Here is a 20329-nt window from a genome sequence, read left to right on the forward strand (position 1 = left end):
GGCTAAAAATGAGAAAATTTTACTATCCCGATAATCTTACGGCAGTAAAGCTATATAAATATTGGACTATAACAGATCTGTTTGTAATGGTAAGTATATTTGCTTTTTCAATAATAATGTTTTTATCATTACATATTTGGTTTTTTATAGCTTTTCTGCCTGCATACGCATTTTTGTCTGCCCGCTTTGTGGATTATTCAGTAATCAGATTATTTGTGCTGTTCATAAGGTTCTTGTTTACTGATGTACTTATTTTGAAATGGAGGCGATAAACTTGTCAAAAAAAGATCGCAAACTTAACAAAGCAATTAAGAACAATAATACAAGAGTGCAGAATTTCTTTGAAATAGCTGAGATTAAAGAAGATCATATTCTTACTACACGCAATGAGGAAAAATATTTTCTTGAAGTTAAGCCAAAAAACATTACTGTTCTCTCAAAGCCCATAAGACTTGGTATTATTGACTCACTTACAAATATCATTTCTGAACTGCCTAAATCTGAAATTTTGTGTCTTAATAATTCACAAAACTATGAAAATAACATAAGGCATCTCGAAAATCTGAAAAGCAAAGAAAATAACGCAGCCATTGCAGCTCTTGACATCAAAGACATTGAATATATGAATAATATAAAATCTGCTATGTCAACAAGCAGATCATTTTTTATTATTTTAAGAACTTCTCAGCAGGACAGCAGACAGCTTGTAAATCACGCATTGCAGCTATGCGCCGAGCAAAATTTCAATGTACAGCTTGCAGAGAAAAAAGATATTAAAAAGATGTTGTCAATTTATCTTGAGCATACTTCGTATGACGAGGAATTGACCGATTGGGACGGTGAGCAGTACGGATTGCCCAAATACGAAAGTCTTAAAAGCTTTGTAGATATAATTGCACCGTCTATAATGGATTTTAAGCACAGGCGATATTACATAGTAGGTAATACATACAGAAAAGTTTTTGCTATCAGAAGATATAAAACCGAAACGGAACAAACTGCAATACTTTCTGAAATCGGTGAAATGGGCGGTGTAACATTACATATATATAATGAAAGAGTTACACCGTCAGAGCAAGAAAAAATCTTTGAAAAAGCAGAACGAAAAAATATGGGCGATATTGCAGAGGCAAAAACTATGTCTAAGTCAATAGACAGCAAGGAAAATATTTTAGACATAGAAAAAATACTCAAAGAATCGCACCGAACAAAAGAAGAGTTTATACATTGCTCTGTTTATGTAGAAGTAATAGCTAATTCTCTTAAAGAACTAAGAGATATGCAAACAAAAGTTTGTTCAACGCTCAACAAAAATCACATAAAATATGATGAATTGTATATGCAGCAGCGTGACGGCTTTGCTTCTGTAGCGCCTTTTGGCCTCGATATGTTTGACAAAGAATTTGCAAGAGTATTGCCTGCAAGCTCAGTGGCTAACCTCTTCCCTTTTTCGTACTCAGGCAAAACAGATCCAAAAGGATTGTTCTTTGGCAGAGCTGTTCACGGTGGCAATATTCTTGCCGATATTGACCATAGAGATACCGATAAAACCAACGGTCATATAGCAATTTTCGGTAACTCCGGTGAAGGTAAGTCATTCCTTATAAAATTGCTTATATGTCTTTTCCGACAACAGCAGAAAAAAGTTTACAGTATGGATTCTGACAAAGAATGTATAGATGTAACTAACGGACTCGGCGGCACAAACATTGATATGCTGTCAGGCAAGTATTTTATAAATGTAATGCAGCCTCGCCTTTTGAATGATCCTCTTGATGACAGCTATACTGATGATGAACCTGTTGCGTTTAAGCATAAAACAATTATTTCTCAACATATAGCATTTCTCAAAGATTTCTTTAAAACATATAATCCTGCTATTACAACAGCTGAACTTGATACTCTTGAAATAATGCTTGAAGAACTGTACAAAAAATTTCATATTACAGACCGTACCGATTTGAACAAGCTTACAAATGTTGATTATCCTATACTTTCAGATTTGTTCAAAGAAGTTGAAAGACAGCTTAATATTTATGATGAAGTTTCAAAAATCAACGGAAAAGAAATGCTTTTTACAAAAGATACTCTCCGTAATCTTGCACTTTGTATTCGTTCAATATGTATCGGTACAGACTCTACATTCTTTAATGGTTATACAAACATTCCGAATGCAGACCACATAAATTTTGATGTAAAGAATTTATTAAACACAAACGAAAACTTAAAAAATGCAATGTATTTCAATATTCTTTCGTTTATGAATAATAAATTTTTGACGGAAGGCAATACGGTTGTAATTGTTGATGAGCTGCACGAGGTAATTAAAAGTTTAATTGTAATTATGTATCTGCGATCATTTGTTAAGCGTGGCAGAAAGAAAAACAGTAACCTCGTTATCGCTTCACAAAATATTGAGGATTTAATGATTCCGGGGGTTGTTGAATATACAAAGCCGTTCTTCTCAATACCTACTCACCGTTTTCTCTTCTATCCCGGCACTGTCAATATTAAGGAGTACAAAGCTATAACTAATATGCTTGATGAAGAATGGGAGCTTATACAAATAAGTAAAAGAGGTCATTGCTTGTACTGCTGCGGTAATGAACGCTACTACTTACAAATTATTGCACCGGAATACAAAAAAGAGTTATTCGGCACAGCAGGTGGTAAATAAATGACTACAGCAGTTAAGTATTTTTTGCTTATCATTAATAACAAGAAAGCAAGAAATACAATTATAGGAATAGTCATAGGTGTTATAGCCGCCGTTTTATTTCTGTTGATGTTTACATATGAATCTACACAACAAAATGCAGCACCAATTGCAGAAAAAGCAAAAGAAGAGTACAGCTTTTGGCAAACTCACACTCCAGGCAGTCAAAATTTATCCTGTCAAGGTGAACGCTATTGCTCATATTTTAAATCTTCTGTGACAGATTGGTGCTGTTATTTTGTCGGTTACTGTATTCAGGAATCAGGCTATGAAACAAAAGATTTTGGCTTTGCACCGGGAACTATTATGTGGACAAACAACCTAAAAGAGCTTGGAAAATTAAAAAGTGCCGATAACTATACACCGCAAGTCGGCAACTTAATTTTCTTCGATTACGGTGGCAGAAGCCATTATAAAGCAACCGGTAATGTAGATCATATAGGCATAGTTGTTGAAGTAAAAGATAATTCTGTTACAGTAATTGCCGGCAATGAGTACAATGGCCAAACCTCCAACTGGGCAACTGTAAGTTATGTAAATAAATACACATTACAATTAAACGATGACAGCATAGCTTGCTATGGAGCGGTTGGGTCAGCAATTGAAAAAGGGCTTGCAAATGTAACAAGAAATGTTATTACTCACAATGAAGTAGGTATATTTTACAGCGAACTTGATAACAGTGATTTCGGTTCAGTTACAGCTAATGATAACGGTGCTCTGTCAGTAGGTGCATACGGTTGGCACGGTAATAACGCATTATCACTCTTGCGTAAAGCATACAGTATAAGCAATGCAGAAATTAACCGAGTAGCTTTATCTTACTCAAATACCGGTAGGAAAGTTATTGCCGCTATAACAAACGGAAGCGATTGGTCAAGTTATGTCCCTGACAGCTATACTTGCTCATGTATTAAAGCAATGCTGCTTACAAATGCAGGCATAGAAGCACAAAATCAAACATCAACAGAAAATGCGGAAGAATATATCGCAATTTGTCAGGAAAATAATATCAATGATAAGCGAGCTATCGTTTACTGTGCAGATATATTAAATCAATTTGGCACAGGTTCGTTTGATAAAAATGTTTACGGCAACGGTCATAACGGTGTTTTATACGGTGTATCTAACGCAACTTTTGATTCTGTTTATTCTTCTAAAAGGGCTTGGAGTGACAGCAACTACAGCTATGAAACAAGACGAAAATGGACATATGACTACCTAAAAGGCTTATCTGACACGGATTTCAGCTAACAAGTGTCCCACGGTGGGACACTTGTTGCTACTTTGGTATATGAAAGGAAGAAAAATGAAAAAGAAATTTATTATAGCAACGGTCGTTATTTCTGCAATAACAGTTATTGTAACAGGGTGTGGTTTGAAAGATGATACTAATAAAACAGAATCGACTACTGCTCCTGTTACAGTTAAAACCACAACTATGAACACAGAAAATTTGCAGCAAAGGATTGAGGAATTGGAAAGTGAAAAGCTCAAATATGACAGACTGTTTAATATTGAAGTCAAAGATGTCATTGATAAATATTGTCAGCTTTACCTCTCCTACTCCGGTTCACAAAGTAATAATATTTCTCAGCTCAAGGATTACTTATCAGATGATTATTATAATCAATTACAAACAACAATAGGTCACAGCACATACGATGATAATTATGAGCAAGCTACAGGCTTGGTACAATTGTATGTTTCTGACTATGAGGATAACGGTTCGTTTAATGTTATGGCTATTTGCAGTCAGACAATCATATACAACGATGAAGTGTCAAACTCAAATGTAACATACAATTTCAATATGGGATATTACGATAATATATGTAAAATTCGTTCAGTCGAGAAAATCTTTTAAGAGGTGATTTTATGATACAGTCAGATAGATTTTTTAACAAATTAACTTTAACCAATGATAATATACCTGATAATAAATTATTAGGTTCTTGCTTTTATCTTACATCAAAAGTAATAGACGAAACTGCTGTTAAAGCCAAAAATATTCTTAATTCAAACACTCTTTCTTTCGTTTATAACGCTTCTGTCGAATATTTATACCAAAAATATCTTGAAGATCCCGAAAAAATAAAAAGTATTTTTCGAGAAGAAAGAGAAAAATTTGATATAATTCCTAAAAAGCAAAAAAGTCTTTATATTACCAAAAAGAGTTATAGAATGCTGATGTTTCTTAAAAGAGAGCTTTATATTTCAAGAGGATTTGTAATGCAAATAGCAATTGAGCAGTATTATAACTATCTTTGTTCAGATGAATACCTTACACTTTTAATTAATAAGCGTAATGAAGTTTTAAAGGAGAATAGCGTATGCAATCAGTAAACAAACAGCAGATAAGCGTTCAATTGCCTTTATCAACGATAAATAAAATTGAGAGTTTAAAGAAACTTGATGACGGCAAAACAAGCAGAAATAAGATAATTGAATCAGCTGTTGATTTTTACTTTGGCTATAAAACATCTGAAATTACGCAAGATTATCTATGCTCTATCGTAGGACAAAAAATTGAAGGTATGATAAACAATGCTTCAAACAGAACCTCAAAATTGCAATTCAAAGAAGCTGTTGAAATTAATGTGCTTACTCGTATCGTTGCAAGTATGATGGAACTTGACAAAGACTCATATGATAAAATGCGTAGAAAAGCTGTAGAAGATGTTAAGGCAAGCAAAGGTATTATATCAGCATATGAAGCTCAAACATAACGGAGGCTATTATGGTTGGCACAAGGTTTATTTTAAACTCCCGTTACTTTCATATAGCCAAACCCGGAGAAAAGCTAAGCGATCACGCCTTAAGCGGTGAGCATGCAGCAAATCTTGTACGGTATTGCGGTACAAGGGAAACCGTTGACAAAAACATTGATATGGCAGATGATTTACCGATTACTTTTAAGCAAAAAGTATCTGTTAAAGATTTACTTAATCTCTATACAGAAAAAGGTCTTAGTGCAGAGTGTGAAGAATACAAAGCTTATGAAGCTAATCCTACAAGAGCGAATGCTTCAAGTTTAATGCTGCATTTGGCAAATAAGCTTTCTGAAAATACTTCATTAAATCTATCGGAACAAAACATAGTAAATGAAGCTATCAGATTGGCACAGTTTTATGATGTTAAAAATCGACCTGCAACAAAGAAACAAAAAGAAACTATTAAAGAATTTCTTGAACAATTAAATTATAAAGATGATGAGGATAAACCGTTGGAATACACCGATTATATTAATAATCCGACTATGTCAAATGCTTCTGACCTTATATCAAGACTTGCGGAAGAATTACTGTTCAACGAAGCAGGAAATTTGATAGAATATGCAGCTAAAAGACCGGGTGCTTATAAAGTCGGTGAGCACGGTTTATTTTCATCATACCCTGATGTAGATCTTGACAGAGTTGCAGAAGAAATATCAACTCATGACGGAAACATATGGACTGACATTCTCTCGCTCAGACGAGAGGACGCTGACAGGCTCGGTTATGACTGTCAAAAGCAATGGAAAGATTTAATAATGTCTAAAGTTGATCTTATCGCAGAAGCTCACGGTATAAACATTAATAATCTGCAATGGTATGCTGCTATGCACAATACAGGTCATCACCCGCATGTACATTTATTTGTTTACTCAACAGACCCAAAAGAAGGCTTTTTGTCTAAGAAAAATATTAAGAATTTAAAATCAGAGTTTGTTAATGAAATTTTCAAAGATGAACGACAGGAAATATATATTAATAAAGACAAATACCTAAACGAGCTAATCAGTCAGAGTAAAGCTTTACTAAATAATCTGCTTTCCGAACCTAATCAATATATTTCCGATGAAACTTTAAAATACTTAGTTAATCAAATGTTGACCCTTTCAAGCAAAGATTTCAGCAAAGGAAGAAATACTTACGGCTTTTCTTCACCTGACAAGAAAAAACTTGTAGATGATATTCTAACCACACTTGTAAGCAATAACAACCAACTGTCAAATCTTTATGATAAGTGGTGTGATGAAAGCTACAGTTTGAGTAAATACTATTCAAAAAAAGAATTTGTAAAGCCTGACATTTCCAAAATTGATAAATTTACATCTATCAAGAATTATATCTTAGAATGTGCAAAATCTATGAATCAAAGCGGAACATTTATAACTGCAACTGATGATATTACGATTTCTCACCCACCGAATATTACAGCTCCTACAGAAACAGAACCGCAATCAGCAGATGATGATAACGGTTTTATTGATGATACAAAGCCGGAAGAATACGAATATACAGAGTTACAAAAAATTCCCTCATTTATACTTGGAAATGAAGGAAAGGAAGTTATAGATTTTAAAAAAGCGTATCAAAATTCAAGTGATTTGCAAACCAGAACTGCACAATCTTGCAGAAAACTTGCGGATTGTTATTACTACGGAAAAGGTACGGAAAAAGATTATAATGCAGCTCAAATGTGGTACGGTATTGCTGCGGACAGTTACGGTGACAGTATGTCTGCATATAAACTCGGACAAATGTATTTATACGGTACTAAAGATACAGAAATCAATAAAGAACTTGGCAACTACTATTGCAAAACAGCTTTTATTCAATTCAGAGATGGGTTAAAAAACAGAAATTACTTTTATGAACTCGAAAACGATTCTGACAATTTGCATTATTACAGTGAAGTTGATTCTTATGAAGCATATATTGAATACCTGTTAGGCCGAATGTACCTTAAAGGCGAAGGTGTTGAACAGGATTATCGCTGCTCAAGTAATGTTTTTAGTCTTGCTGCAAAAAACGGTTATTCGCATGCTTACTACTACCTTGGCAATCAATTTTATTATGGCCTTGGTTTTACTCAAGATTATGAAAAAGCATTTGACTATTACTTAAAAGCAGATAGAAAAGGTGATAAATATGCGGCATACAGACTTGGTAAAATGTGTTTGTCCGGTGAGGGTGTAAATATTGATATACAGCAGGCAGAGCATTATTTTTCAAAAGCAACTAAAACAGTTGTGCTTGCAAATTATGACCTTGCAAAGCTGTATGAGGATTATGCCGATGATTTTAATAATGTTTCAAAAGACTATATTAACGGCTTATATAAAAAAGCATTGGAGGGTATGATAGAACAAGAAGAAAACGATATACAAAATGCTTTTACAGAAATGCGTATAGCAAATATGTATCTTGCAGGAAAAGGCACAGATATTAACATTAATTCTGCAATTGAGTGGCTCAATAAAGCAGCTAAACAAGATAATCCAAATGCAGCATATCAGCTTGGTTACATATACTCTTCCGAAAAATACAATATCATTGATGAACAAAAGGCTAACGAAAATTATAAAAGAGCCTGCTTGGAATATGAGAAAGCAGAAGAAGAAAACAGTAATGTTACAGCTGAAAGCAGACTTGGTAAGATGTATCTAAACGGCTACGGTGTTGAGAAAGATATTCAAAAAGCTGTAATTTGGCTAAAAAAGGCTACATTAAACGGTAGTGCTTCATCTGCATACACGCTTGCAAAGCTATACGAAAACGGTGAAGGCGTCGAAAAGAATATTGAAGAGGCATACAGTTATTATCAAATATCTGCTGTACTCGGTAACTCCTATGCAAACTATCAAGTCGGTAAAATTTCTCTTCAAAAGGGAGAAATTGAAAAAGCTGTTGAGAATTTTCAAGAAGCAGCAAAAGGAAATATATCTCACGCTTGGTTTAAACTCGGTAAAATATATTCAGACGAAAGTTACGGACTATATGATATTTCAAAAGCTCAGCTATGCTACAGTAATGCTTTAAATCTTTACATAACAGATTATACCCAAAATCCTGATGACTTTACAGCCTATAGACTCGGAAAAATGTATTTTAACGGTTTAGGTACTGATATTGACATAAATAAAGCTATACATTGGTTTTCACAAGCTGAAAAACTCGGCAATACAAATGCTGCCTATCAGTTAGGTAAAATAGCATTTGAAAACAATGATATTGAAAATGCTATAAAACATTTTCAATATGCAGCACAAGGAAATATATCTAACGCTTGGTTCAATCTTGCTAAAATTCATTCAAATGAAAGTTACGGACTATATGATATTTCAAAAGCTCAGCTATGCTACAGTAATGCTCTAAATCTTTATATAACAGATTACAAGCAAAATCCTAATGATTATATTGCTTATCGTCTTGGTAATATGTATTTAAAAGGGTTAGGAACCGATATGAACATTAATCAAGCTATATATTGGTTTTCCGAAGCTGAAAAATTTGAAAATGCAAATGCAGCTTATCAGCTCGGTTATATCTATCACTCCGAAAAATACGGATTACAAAACAATGAGCTTGCAAGTAATTATTTTAGAAAAGCATTATCGGCTTATCTTATCCGGTTTAATAACAATCAAACAGATTCAGAATTAGCTTTGCGAATAGGTACTTTTTATCAATACGGATTGGGAATCGAACGAGATATTGAAAAGGCTCTTTTGTGGTATAAAAAGGCTGTTGAACTCGGAAATATAAAAGCACAGCAAAAAATTGAAGAAACTAACACGCAACAGCAAATAACAGTGCTTAATCTTGCCTCTATAGCCGCTCATATGGGCAAAATTATAAATACAGAAACAATTGCCGCCGCAAAGCAAAAATACACATCTGATTCAAAACAGCTAAGAGATGAAAAAATACAAAAAATACAATTAGGTCACGCTGTATCTGACAATCCAATCAGCTATGACTATTAAGGAGGTTAAAAAATGTCAAAATTTATTCCGTTTACAGATGAAGAGTTGTATCAGGCTCATCATAAAGATATTAAAGAATATCTTGAAAGTATAGGAGAAAAAGTTTTACATAGCGGTACAGAATATATGTGGGAAACACATGACAGCGTAAAAATACGAGGTCATATTTGGTACAGACATTCTACAGGTGAATCGGGTACGGCAGTAAATTTTCTGATGACATTTTTTGATTTTAGTTTTCAAGAAGCAGTAATAACTTTGCTTGACGGAAATTACAAAGCTACAAGCAATTCAAAGCCTGTTGATTTTATAAATGAACCTGATATTTACCATAAAAAAGACAGAGTGGTTTTACCTCAAAAAAACACAAACAACAAACGCTTGTATGCTTATCTGTGCAATTCACGCTGTATTGATTACAGTGTCGTCAGATACTTTGTAAAAAAAGGTTTTATATATGAAGATAAAAGCAACCACAACATTGTATTTCTCGGCAAAGATAAAAAAGGAATAGTCAGGTATGCCGGATTAAAAGGTACGCTTACTGTTAAATCTTTTAAAGGTGAGATTACCGGAAGTAACAAAATATACTGCTTTAAGCACATTGGTTTGTCTGATGTGCTTTTTGTTTTTGAAGCTTTTATTGACTTATTCAGTTTTATTACTTTGTATCAGCTTGACGAAAACTGGCACACATACAACTATATAGCTTTAGGAGGACTGAATTTAGAAGCTTTGAAAAAATGTGTTAAAGATTACCCGCATATAAAGAAAATCTATATATGTACAGATAATGATATAAACAGTTCTGACGGCAAAAATCACGGACAAGACTTTGCTAAAAAAGCACAAAAATTATTTCAGGTCAAATATAAAACTGAAATAATAACCCCTAAGCTAAAAGATTGGAACGAAATTTTAAAACAAAGGAGTCAAAGTTATGGGAAGTAGCTCAACAAGCGGAATTATTATATTTTCAATAATCGTATTAGTTGTACTTATAGCTGCGTACTTTATATCATCAAGCGGCAAAAATTTAAACTCTATTAAAAGCAAGCCTGTCGGTGACGGCCAATTCGGTGACCAAAAATGGGCCACCAAACAAGAATTAAATAATAATCTTGTTATTATACCATATGAACCCGAAAAGTGGAGAAATGGCGAAAACAGGCCACAGCTTGAGGGCATTATACTCGGTGCAGTAAAAAGCGGTAAAAAAGTATCTGCATACATTGATACATCTGATAATCATACTCTCTCCGTATCTGCTCCGGGTGGCGGTAAAACATCTTCTTTCGTCTATCCTAATCTTGAATTTTTAGCGGCCGTTGGCAATCCTTTTTTCGTCACAGATACAAAAGGTGACGCTCATCAGACATATGCACCTGTTTTGGAAAAATATTACGGGTACAAAACTTATGTAATAGATTTAAGAAATCCTACTCGCAGTGACAGTTACAATCTGATGTATCTTGTCAATAAATACAATGACCGCTATGAATCAACAAAAAGTCTTGCAGACAAAGCACGGGCTGAAACATATGCAAAAGTTCTTTCGAACTCAATCGTACATATGGACGGTTTCAAAAGTGCAGGACAAAATCAATACTTTTACGAATCTGCAGAAGGCATTATTACAGGCGTTATCTTACTTGTATCCGAACTTTGTGAACCCGAAGAAAAGCACATAGTATCAGTTTTTAAAATAATTGAACAGCTCCTTGAAATTGACCCACGAACAGTAAATAAAAAAGGAGTAATGCCTACAACTTATCTGACTGAATTATATACAATGCTGCCGACTAATCATAAAGCAAAATGGTTTATGTCTGCCACAGCCTCCGGTGCGTTTCAGACTACTGCAAGCGTTATGTCAACAGCAATGAGCCGTATGCTTTCCTTCATTGATACAGAAATGGAACAAATGATATGCTTTAACAGTGACCTTGATATTGAAAACTTTATTAACGGCAAACAAGCAATATTCTTTGTTGTTGATGAAAAATCAAGCACTAAAAATTTTTTAGTAAGCTTACTTGTAAGGCAAACTTATAACGAATTACTTTGTGCCTCTGAACATTTTGAGAACAACAAGCTGCCACATCGAGTATACTACTACCTTGATGAATTTGGCACATACACAGCCATAGAGAGAGTTGATCAGATGTTTTCTGCAGGCAGATCAAGAGGTATCATTTGCTGCCCATTTTTACAAACTACAACGCAGCTTGATCAAAAATACGATCAGAATACAGCAAGCGTTATAAAATCAAGCTGTCAGAATGTAATGTTCAGTTACATAGCACCTACTTCCCCTGACGCAGAAACTTTTTCAAAAATGCTTGATAATCAGACTGTAATGTCAGGCTCTGTTTCGCAAAAGCAAAACAGCTTTTCAAACAATAACAACGCAAATTCCGTTACTTACAATATGACAAAAAAGCCTTTAATGACACCGGGGCAAATTAAAAGAATGAAAAAAGGTGACTGGGTGCTTATGAAAACAGGTATGCACCCGGCACAAATGAAACTCCTCAAAAGCGAGGACTGGGGACTATCACTTAACGAAGAACCCTATAAAGCAAAGAAAAGCACTATAAGAGAGGTAAGCTATGCCGACCGCACAAGATTATTTTCGGCTCTATTGAGAAAATATCCTACAGCAAAGGCATATAACCCACCTGTAGGCTCATCTTCAGAACCGGTGCAGACTCACGAAAAAAAGCCTGTACTAAAAACATATATTTAAAACTAAGTCTGTTGCTCTTGCAGCAGACTTTTTTAATTGCTTAATTCACACGGTCTTGAACAATTAAAAAAGTCCGTTTCAAGCAGCTTCAAAATACGGAGGAATTATAATGAAAAAATTAAATAACAAAGACATAGAAATCGCAGTAGAAATTGACGGCGTATATGCACAGGGATTTGGTATGCTTGCTCAAAAAGTTATGCTTGACAAAGAACTGCCTTTACAAAGCAAGGCTATTTATGCCTACTTAGCTTCTTATGCAGGTTCAGGTAAAATTTATCCAAAACGCAGCACAATACTTCGTGACCTAAATATGAACAAGGATACCTACTACAAATATCTGAACAGGCTTGTTGAAAAGAGTTATATTTCAATTTCAAAAGCTAAAGGCTTTCTAAATAAAAATGTGTACACCATATGCAGTAATCCTAATGCTATAGGTTGTCCACCGTCTGCTTCTGCAGAACATCATACACTTTCGCTTGATAATATTTATTCATACGGCTACGGAAATATGCCAAAACTAATTATGTGTGATACTCGTTTATCTGTTAAGGCTCGTGGTATGATTGCTTTATTCTATTCACTTGCTCAATCATCAAACACAGTATTTCCCACAAGAGATTATACTATGGAAATTCTCGGTATAAGCAAGCAGACATACTACAATACACTAAATGAACTTATAGCTTATGGCTATATATCCGTAATTAAGCGTAAGGGTAAAAACGGTAAGTTTTGTGTAAATAACTACATACTTAACACTAATCCTACCGTTATAGAGAAACAGCAAAAAGAAAGTAATAAACCGTGTCCTAAATTTTCGGACAATGTAAAAAATGCGATAAAATCTGCACTCTCACCATGTCCTAAAAAACAGGACAATGAAAATAACCGTGTCCTAAAAAGCAGGACATTGCCGTGTCCTAATTCTTCGGACAATACCGTGTCCCAAAATTTCGGACATTATAACAATACCATATATAACAATACCATAAATAACAGTAAATCAGATCATAATCTAATCATTGACAGAATTAACCTTACTGTACCTTTTACAACTGACAATGACAAGATTATTGAATCGATTAAAGAATTGACAGATTATAATGCATATCAAAGCTATGTTGCTTACGAGAACGATATATATTCAAGATTATACTGCAAAGCCGTTGATTTACTTTGTGATATGGCAACCAACAACACATCTCAAACCTATAATAAAACTACTGTGTCACAGCGTACACTTATTTATTCAATTAACAACTGCATTACAAAGCACGGTATTGCAAAAGCTAATTCATTATGTGACTTGATTTCGGATACACTTTTGAATTATGAAGAAGCAAGCAAAGAATATGAAATCCGTAATTGTTCAAATTATCTCAAAGCGTTACTTTTTGACAACATTACAAACTTTGCGTTTAACTTAGCCAAATTTGACTTGTAAGCGTTTTTTATTGTCTGCTGATGTAATTTCACTCTTATGGGGAATAAATCGAATTTACGCAAAAATCAAGGCTTTTTCTTTTCTGCTATCAGCATTTTGTCAACTTTTTGTCTTGAAATTTTAGCAATATTAAAATCAATGTTACTAAAAAGTCAGCTTTTATCTGATGAAAATAAAACAGCAATCTAAAAGTGATATTAAAGGCTTAGTCGATGATATTAAAGTTAATGTTATCGAAAATGTCGGCACTGCCGACATTTGTGACCGACTTAATATTGCTTGCAATATTAAGTCTTTATCCTGCAAATTTTACTACCCTACTTTCCGTGGCAAAATATTGTTTTGGTGTCCCACCGTGGGACAGTTATAGCTTACCTCCTCAAGTGTCCTACGGTGGGACACTTGAACTTAGGGAAAAGCTGCTGTTTCTCAAAAGATTACTTCAAAATCAGAATTACCGATAAATAATTGCAGGTTAAAAAGAAAATATACTCAACGGCAACAGCGTAAAAGCTAAAATATGCAAGGTTTTCAGGCTCGGCAAAAGCCCCTAAAGCAGAGAAAAAAATAGAACAAGACGATTGCTCGTAAAAATGCAGCATAACTTACGCCGGCAGCTCTTCCCCTACACTATTTTAAAGTTGACTGTAAAATAACTTTTGCAAAGTCATAACCTGTGCAGCTACTCGCCTACAATTAAACACCCGAAAGCAGAGAAAAAATAAATAAACAATCTCTTGTTTGCCCACAAGTGTCCCACGGTGGGACACTTAACCGATATATTAATAAAAAAGGAGTCGTAAATATGTTAAATCGAATTGTACTCATGGGAAGGCTTACTGCTAACCCTGAACTCAAATCAACTACTACCGGAAAAAGTGTAACGAGCTTTAGTATCGCAGTTGAACGCAATTACAACAAATCCGGTGAAGAAAGAAAAGTTGATTTTTTCAATGTTGTCTGTTGGAACTACACAGCAGAATTTGTATGTCGCTATTTTGCAAAAGGCAATATGATTGCTCTTGAAGGCAAACTACAAAGTCGTACATATCAGGCCAATGACGGAAGTACACGCTATGTAACGGAGATTGTCGCAGACACGGTATCTTTTACCGGAGAGCGTGTGCAAAAAGCAAATAATAATAATAAAGACTCTTCTTCAACTACATCTGAACAGCCGCCCTTGCCCTCACAACCCGATTTTGAAAATATGCCTATTGATGATGATTTACCGTTTTGATAATTAACAAGTGTCCCACCGTGGGACACTTGTTCTTTTTGTGCAACGAACACTCCGATTGTATCGGGAGTTTAGTCTTTACAAAAAAGAAAATCTGTGATAAAATATCACAAAAAAATCAAAAAAGGAGTAAATTATGAAAAAGTTTATTAAAGACAATGGAATTTACGAATGGATTTTTATAACACTTATCCCATGTGTTGCCCCCCTAATATCATTAATACCAGATATATACATCTCTGCTAATGCTAAAAATATTATGTTAGCATTAATAGCGATATTTAGCATGATAATTTCAATAATAATTTTAAGAAAAAAACAAAAGAAAATTAAACTAAATAACACCAATGAAATAACAGCCTTTGCCTATACGAGTGCCTATAAAACCATTCAAAACAAACGCAACAGATTGTTACAACGTACATATGACAATAAAACTAATTCTGATAAGATAAACTTTTCTGAAAATATCTTACCTTATAATGTACACGACTATATTGAATATATATGCTATGAACTCAACGCCCTTGTTTCTCAAATAACATCAATCAATTATGAATATTTATCTGTTTCATTTATATATAGATATTCCGAAGATACTGATAAAAACGATACAAATTGGAAATGGATTACAGGAAAAGAAATTGAAACAAAACTAGATTTAAATGATTTCGTAAATTATGAACACACCGTCTACTATCAATTGATTAATTCGAAAAAAAAATATATATATATTGATGATAAAAAAATAGGAGTCGATTTAAACCAATATCATATGGGAAATCGTGATAAAAGCTTTAATGGAATAGGTTCCATATTTTCGACAAAAATTAATTTCTCAAATAACGGTAAAGTTTTTGTCCATGGAATATTAACAATATCTTCCTACGGAGAAAAATTCACATCTAATATTCAAAAAGAATCTCTAGTTGGAAATGATTTTAAAAACCTATTTATATATAGAGTACTTCCTTATTATGAAAAACTCATACAAACAGAACTAGGATATATGTATTTTAGACATATATCAAAAAATAATATTATTAAATAATTCTATTAATATTCACTTTAGAAATATTGATTTTTAAACATATATATTCAAAAATTATTATTCGCTTTATAGCCTTTAAATAAGCAATTAATATCAATAGATACTTTTATTTCTATAAAAAATTTTAGATTTCTTATATTTATCTCTCAGGATAGAACCTAAAGAAACAAAAAAGATGCTGTTTTTTTACAGCATCTTTTATTATATTCCTTGTGTAAATCCATTTGTAGGAACAGGCGGTATTTGATTTGGTAAAATCGGTTGTTGGGTTTGCAATAACTGATTTTCATATTCCTGACACTTTTGCTCAAGAAAAGAAAAGTCACAACTGTTTTTAACAAGTGTTGGGCTTTTTGCAAGCATTACCCTTTTATGCGTTCTTTTAGCTAAATTTCTTATAGTATCTTGATTGTCTTTACAATATTTAAGCTCTTGGGCCAACAAAGCTCTGTACTTTAAGTCCGGTTCAATATCAATTCTTCGCTGTTTAATAATTTCTAACGGAACAGGAAACATATAATTAAACCTTAAAGATGAGATTGTATTTCCGTTCTTATCGCAAATCAGAAAATTATCAGGTTTCTTAAATTTATAAGATGATACTGGGACAAAATAACTTACATCATTAATCTTAAGTACAATACCACATATAAACTTAGGCTTATGATTTTTACCATAATCCATATTCGGAACACGAGTAAAACCCCGCTTTATACTCTCGGCCTTTTGTAAGTATGTAATATAACTATTTGGTACAATATAAAAATCAAGGTCTTTCAAATGCATTTCTCCTTAAAACAAAAAGGGAACGAAAATTCGCTCCCTTTTTTATACATTACGGTCTGCATTTAGAGCTGCAGAGCACTCAACATAAATCACCTACATTTAGAGCTGCAGGGCACTCAACATAAATCACTTGCATTTAGAGCTGCAAGGCACTCCTCATTAAAGACACCATTGTGTCCACTTATATTATATGATATATTTATAAAAAAATCAATAATTTTTGAAAATACTTTTTAAATTCTCATTTTGGTTGGTTGAGAGAACCGCTTTTATTATAGTCTTATGAAAAGCAATCATCAATAATAATACCGTATTACTGCAAGTGTCCCACGGTGGGACACTTGTGTCTTTAATTAAAACTAAAGATTAAATTCAATTTTTAACTTTTTAACTATTTCACTTTCTTTTCTTACAAACTCTTCTAAATCTGTTACTATACTTGCAATTTTTTCAATAATAGCGTATATATTATATCTAAATTCCTCACCACAAGCATCACCCACATTATTATCATCATTATAATCAACATATCCATATATAATTTCAATACTTCCTGAAGATATTTTATTATTGTTATCATCAAATAAATCAATGTCAAGAGTATCCATTCCACCATTTATACAAGAAAGATTCAATGGTTGCATTTTTAATTTATATTTTCTCTTGTTTTTATCATAAAACAACATTGTATCGCCATAATCTAAAGAGTCTATATTTTCAAAGTTTAAACAAGAAAAGTCCAATATGTCAGCTTTTCTTTCAATTATATCTATTAATGAACTTAAATTATCTTCATCTAAATTCATATCACATATCATAGCTGATTTATTAGCAAATTCGCTGATTTCACTATAATTTAATTGCATTAAATAATTTTGAAATTCTTCTTTATAAAAATATGGAAAATCTTCTAATTGTTTATAACATTTTGCAAAGCGTTCTGATAACGAAACAATTTCATTTGAAAAATTTGAATTACGAAAATCTTCTATAAATTTTTCTTCAAATTCACCTAAAGAAGTTAAGCCGGCTGATGATCTTTGCATATCATCAAAATAAGATTCTACTTCATCTTCTTCAAATTCTTTTTCAAAAACATTGTTCAAATTAGCGTTATTTACTTCATCTTTCAAACACTTTCCGATTAATTTATTAAACTGAAGAACATATTTAAATTCAGCATTAAGTCCAATGTTCTGAATTTCTTTTAAAATATCATTGTCCAAGGATTCTTTATTATCTTTTTCAGAAAAATCTTTTGGGTTGTCAGAAACAAAAAATATTTTATCGTCATGATTAAACTTATTATTCTTCAAGAAATATAATAAGCTTTCAATTATTATACCATCGGCATAACAATCCTTACTGTTTTCATGAAATGGTGCTTTCTTATAAATTCGTCTTATCAAACAATTATATACAATCTCTTTATTTTCTTCAATAATAATACAATTATCATGTTTAAACAAATTTTCTTCAAGAATGTTGCAAATCTGTTCAAATATTTGAGAACTATTTTCTTTATATTTTTCTCCTAACATATTTAATTCTTGACTAATGGAAGTTTTAGTTTCTTCTACATCAAAATTGCTTTCGGAATCCCCTGTATTAATGCCACATATATTATTAACACTATTTTTTGCATCTTTAAGTTTTTTATCAACATTTCTATATTCTATCCCAAGATTTTTAATAGTTTCGTGTACTACAATAGATGGAACTATTAACTTAATTTCATCGAAATTAAGAAGTTTAATGAAATTTAGTAACATATCGTTTTTTATGTTATTTCTTCTATCAATTAACATATTTATATAAATATTTGTATCCAGTAATATATATTTCATAAAAAGAACTCCATTTTATTATTAATTATATTGACAAAAAGTTATAGGAATGATAAAACAATAATGCTTATACAAAGCAAATATTTATTTTAAGGAGAATACATATGAATTTTTTATTCCTAAAACCTATCTCAGAAGTCATTAAATCAGAACTAAACATTGACATAAATGCCGAGGAGTATAAAAACACAGTGTTTAGTGTTGACAGCATTGAAGTTGAAGATCCGGAAAATTTACCTTTTGACAAGACATATAGGGGAGATATTATGATAATCAAAAATGATAATCCTATTCATCACTTATTGTACATTGTTAAAAGTCACGAAAATATTCCTGAACAGTCCGTTTGTCAAATTTCTATTGATGAGTCTGCACAAAACAGCATTGATTCCGAAACGAATTAAAAATCAAGCTCTTTGAGGATATATGTTCGCCACTCACCATTTACATTGCAATCTTTAATATATCCTAATTTTTTTAAATCTCCTTTCCATTTCAGAACCATATCTTTGGCTTGATGATCAGGATTTATATTAGCATAAGTAGCCTTTATCATTTTACTAAGACTTACATTAGGACACCAATCAGTACCGTTCGCTTTAGCTCCGTCATAAAACAAGTGATATAAATTCACAAGATATTGCCTATAAAAGCCGGTAGGATTTTCCTTTTGAGAACGCAAGTATTCAATCTGATGTTTAATTTGTTCTTCTGTCATAATTAATACCTCCATCTGTCCCACGGTGGGACACTTAATTAAATAGTAAAACTAAATTTTACTATATTTCCCATTACATATTGACATTTTTCTCTTAAAATGGTAAAATGTGAATGCAAATAAAATAAGCCCCTCAGCTTATCAATTATTGGCGTAATTGATAAGCGTGCGCCCCGAGTATTGACCGTACTCAGAACTTGAGAAGCTAAACATGCGTATTGCTTAATTCTATACGCTTTTAGATATTTTGTCAAGACCTGTACTATTTATCCGGTGGTGCAGGTCTTACTTTTTTGCAAATAAAGTTAATAAAGGACAGATAGGGGTATTTCTTTCCACTGCGGAAACAGGTGCTTACATCACCTTATCCCTTTGTGTAGTTACCTCGTGGTTGTTATCGGCTTGAACTGATGTTAGCTAATGCGACAATCCAACGAGAGGAAGCGACTATCTGAAACCTATTACTGTTAAATAAACAGCAAAGCGATTTAAGTAGTTTTGCTTAACTATTTAAATCACTTTACTTTTGGCTGGGCTGGCGGGATTCGAACCCACGGGTGACGGAGTCAAAGTCCGTTGCCTTACCGCTTGGCGACAGCCCACCATTTAAACCCAACTCGTGGTTTTTAAATCAAAAGCCGCACAAAAGTAAAATGTGCGGCTTTATGGTGACCCATCGGAGATTCGAACTCCGGACACCTTGATTAAAAGTCAAGTGCTCTGCCAACTGAGCTAATGAGTCAAATGGGGTGGAATGACGGATTCGAACCGTCGGTCTCCAGTGCCACAAACTGGCGCGTTAACCAACTACGCTAATCCCACCATGTGGCGCGGCAAAAGGGACTCGAACCCCTGACCTACTGCTTAGAAGGCAGTTGCTCTATCCAGCTGAGCTATTGCCGCATACTTAACTTAAAAATTTGTTTTTCCCTTAAGTCAGCTTCATTATTATACATCAGCAAACTCCATTTGTCAACACTTTTTTTAATTTTTTATAATTATTTTCCTGTTTTAATTT

Annotated in this window: 16 protein-coding genes and 4 tRNA genes; 13 read left to right on the forward strand and 7 right to left on the reverse strand. The window is 33.1% G+C overall.

The window, feature by feature from the left end:
- The first annotated feature begins 8 nt into the window (after window positions 1-8).
- From H8R91_RS04360 to H8R91_RS04415, 12 genes are all read left to right on the forward strand, one after another.
- Window positions 9-272 carry a hypothetical protein gene (locus H8R91_RS04360; RefSeq protein ID WP_186935038.1) on the forward strand — a complete coding sequence of 88 codons (264 nt, stop codon included), beginning with the start codon at window positions 9-11 and terminating at the stop codon, window positions 270-272.
- A gap of 2 nt (window positions 273-274) precedes the next feature.
- Window positions 275-2677 carry a VirB4 family type IV secretion system protein gene (locus tag H8R91_RS04365; RefSeq protein WP_186935039.1) on the forward strand — a complete coding sequence of 801 codons (2403 nt, stop codon included), beginning with the start codon at window positions 275-277 and terminating at the stop codon, window positions 2675-2677.
- Window positions 2678-3970 (forward strand): CHAP domain-containing protein, encoded by a 1293-nt coding sequence (locus H8R91_RS04370; protein ID WP_186935040.1) that lies wholly within the window; start codon window positions 2678-2680, stop codon window positions 3968-3970. It begins immediately after the preceding gene.
- A gap of 55 nt (window positions 3971-4025) precedes the next feature.
- A complete protein-coding gene (locus H8R91_RS04375) occupies window positions 4026-4583 on the forward strand; it encodes a hypothetical protein (RefSeq protein ID WP_186935041.1) in 558 nt (185 codons plus the stop codon).
- 11 nt (window positions 4584-4594) lie between these two features.
- Window positions 4595-5062 carry a hypothetical protein gene (locus H8R91_RS04380; protein ID WP_186935042.1) on the forward strand — a complete coding sequence of 156 codons (468 nt, stop codon included), beginning with the start codon at window positions 4595-4597 and terminating at the stop codon, window positions 5060-5062.
- A complete protein-coding gene (locus tag H8R91_RS04385) occupies window positions 5050-5445 on the forward strand; it encodes a hypothetical protein (protein WP_186935043.1) in 396 nt (131 codons plus the stop codon). Before H8R91_RS04380 ends, H8R91_RS04385 begins: the two co-directional genes overlap by 13 nt.
- 11 nt (window positions 5446-5456) lie before the next feature.
- Window positions 5457-9470: a MobP3 family relaxase gene (gene mobP3 / locus H8R91_RS04390; protein WP_186935044.1), complete on the forward strand. Its 4014-nt coding sequence runs from the start codon at window positions 5457-5459 to the stop codon at window positions 9468-9470.
- Between the two features lie 12 nt (window positions 9471-9482).
- Complete coding sequence (locus H8R91_RS04395) at window positions 9483-10421, forward strand: DUF3991 and toprim domain-containing protein (protein WP_186935045.1); 939 nt, start codon at window positions 9483-9485, stop codon at window positions 10419-10421.
- Window positions 10411-12219: a type IV secretory system conjugative DNA transfer family protein gene (locus H8R91_RS04400; RefSeq protein WP_186935046.1), complete on the forward strand. Its 1809-nt coding sequence runs from the start codon at window positions 10411-10413 to the stop codon at window positions 12217-12219. The genes H8R91_RS04395 and H8R91_RS04400 overlap by 11 nt, the downstream gene beginning before the upstream one ends.
- Window positions 12220-12328: 109 nt before the next feature.
- Window positions 12329-13669: a helix-turn-helix domain-containing protein gene (locus tag H8R91_RS04405; protein WP_186935047.1), complete on the forward strand. Its 1341-nt coding sequence runs from the start codon at window positions 12329-12331 to the stop codon at window positions 13667-13669.
- An 805-nt stretch (window positions 13670-14474) separates the two neighbouring features.
- On the forward strand, window positions 14475-14909 hold the full coding sequence (locus H8R91_RS04410; protein WP_186935048.1) for a single-stranded DNA-binding protein: 435 nt from the start codon (window positions 14475-14477) through the stop codon (window positions 14907-14909).
- Window positions 14910-15045: 136 nt separating this feature from the next.
- Window positions 15046-15960, forward strand: a complete 915-nt coding sequence (locus H8R91_RS04415; RefSeq protein WP_186935049.1) for a hypothetical protein — start codon at window positions 15046-15048, stop codon at window positions 15958-15960.
- A gap of 201 nt (window positions 15961-16161) precedes the next feature.
- Here H8R91_RS04415 and H8R91_RS04420 read toward each other — a convergent pair whose 3' ends face one another.
- Together H8R91_RS04420 and H8R91_RS04425 are read right to left on the reverse strand one after the other, a co-directional pair.
- Complete coding sequence (locus tag H8R91_RS04420; RefSeq protein WP_243237743.1) at window positions 16162-16740, reverse strand: type III toxin-antitoxin system ToxN/AbiQ family toxin; 579 nt, start codon at window positions 16738-16740, stop codon at window positions 16162-16164.
- Between the two features lie 365 nt (window positions 16741-17105).
- Window positions 17106-18593: a PIN domain-containing protein gene (locus tag H8R91_RS04425; protein ID WP_186935051.1), complete on the reverse strand. Its 1488-nt coding sequence runs from the start codon at window positions 18591-18593 to the stop codon at window positions 17106-17108.
- A gap of 104 nt (window positions 18594-18697) precedes the next feature.
- On the opposite strand from H8R91_RS04425, the gene H8R91_RS04430 reads away from it, so the two are divergent.
- Window positions 18698-18997, forward strand: a complete 300-nt coding sequence (locus H8R91_RS04430; RefSeq protein ID WP_186935052.1) for a hypothetical protein — start codon at window positions 18698-18700, stop codon at window positions 18995-18997.
- On the opposite strand, the gene H8R91_RS04435 is transcribed toward H8R91_RS04430, so the two are convergent.
- From H8R91_RS04435 to H8R91_RS04455, 5 genes are all read right to left on the reverse strand, one after another.
- Window positions 18994-19311 carry a hypothetical protein gene (locus H8R91_RS04435; protein WP_243237745.1) on the reverse strand — a complete coding sequence of 106 codons (318 nt, stop codon included), beginning with the start codon at window positions 19309-19311 and terminating at the stop codon, window positions 18994-18996. The two genes, H8R91_RS04430 and H8R91_RS04435, sit on opposite strands and share 4 nt — an antisense overlap.
- A 527-nt stretch (window positions 19312-19838) precedes the next feature.
- A tRNA-Gln gene (locus tag H8R91_RS04440) sits at window positions 19839-19913 on the reverse strand.
- Between the two features lie 64 nt (window positions 19914-19977).
- A tRNA-Lys gene (locus H8R91_RS04445) sits at window positions 19978-20053 on the reverse strand.
- 3 nt (window positions 20054-20056) lie between these two features.
- A tRNA-His gene (locus H8R91_RS04450) sits at window positions 20057-20133 on the reverse strand.
- Between the two features lie 4 nt (window positions 20134-20137).
- Window positions 20138-20214 (reverse strand) — tRNA-Arg (locus tag H8R91_RS04455).
- Window positions 20215-20329 lie beyond the last annotated feature (115 nt).

It is taken from the genome of Ruminococcus intestinalis, assembly GCF_014288065.1.
GTDB classification, from domain to species: Bacteria; Bacillota; Clostridia; order Oscillospirales; family Acutalibacteraceae; genus Ruminococcoides; species Ruminococcoides intestinale_A.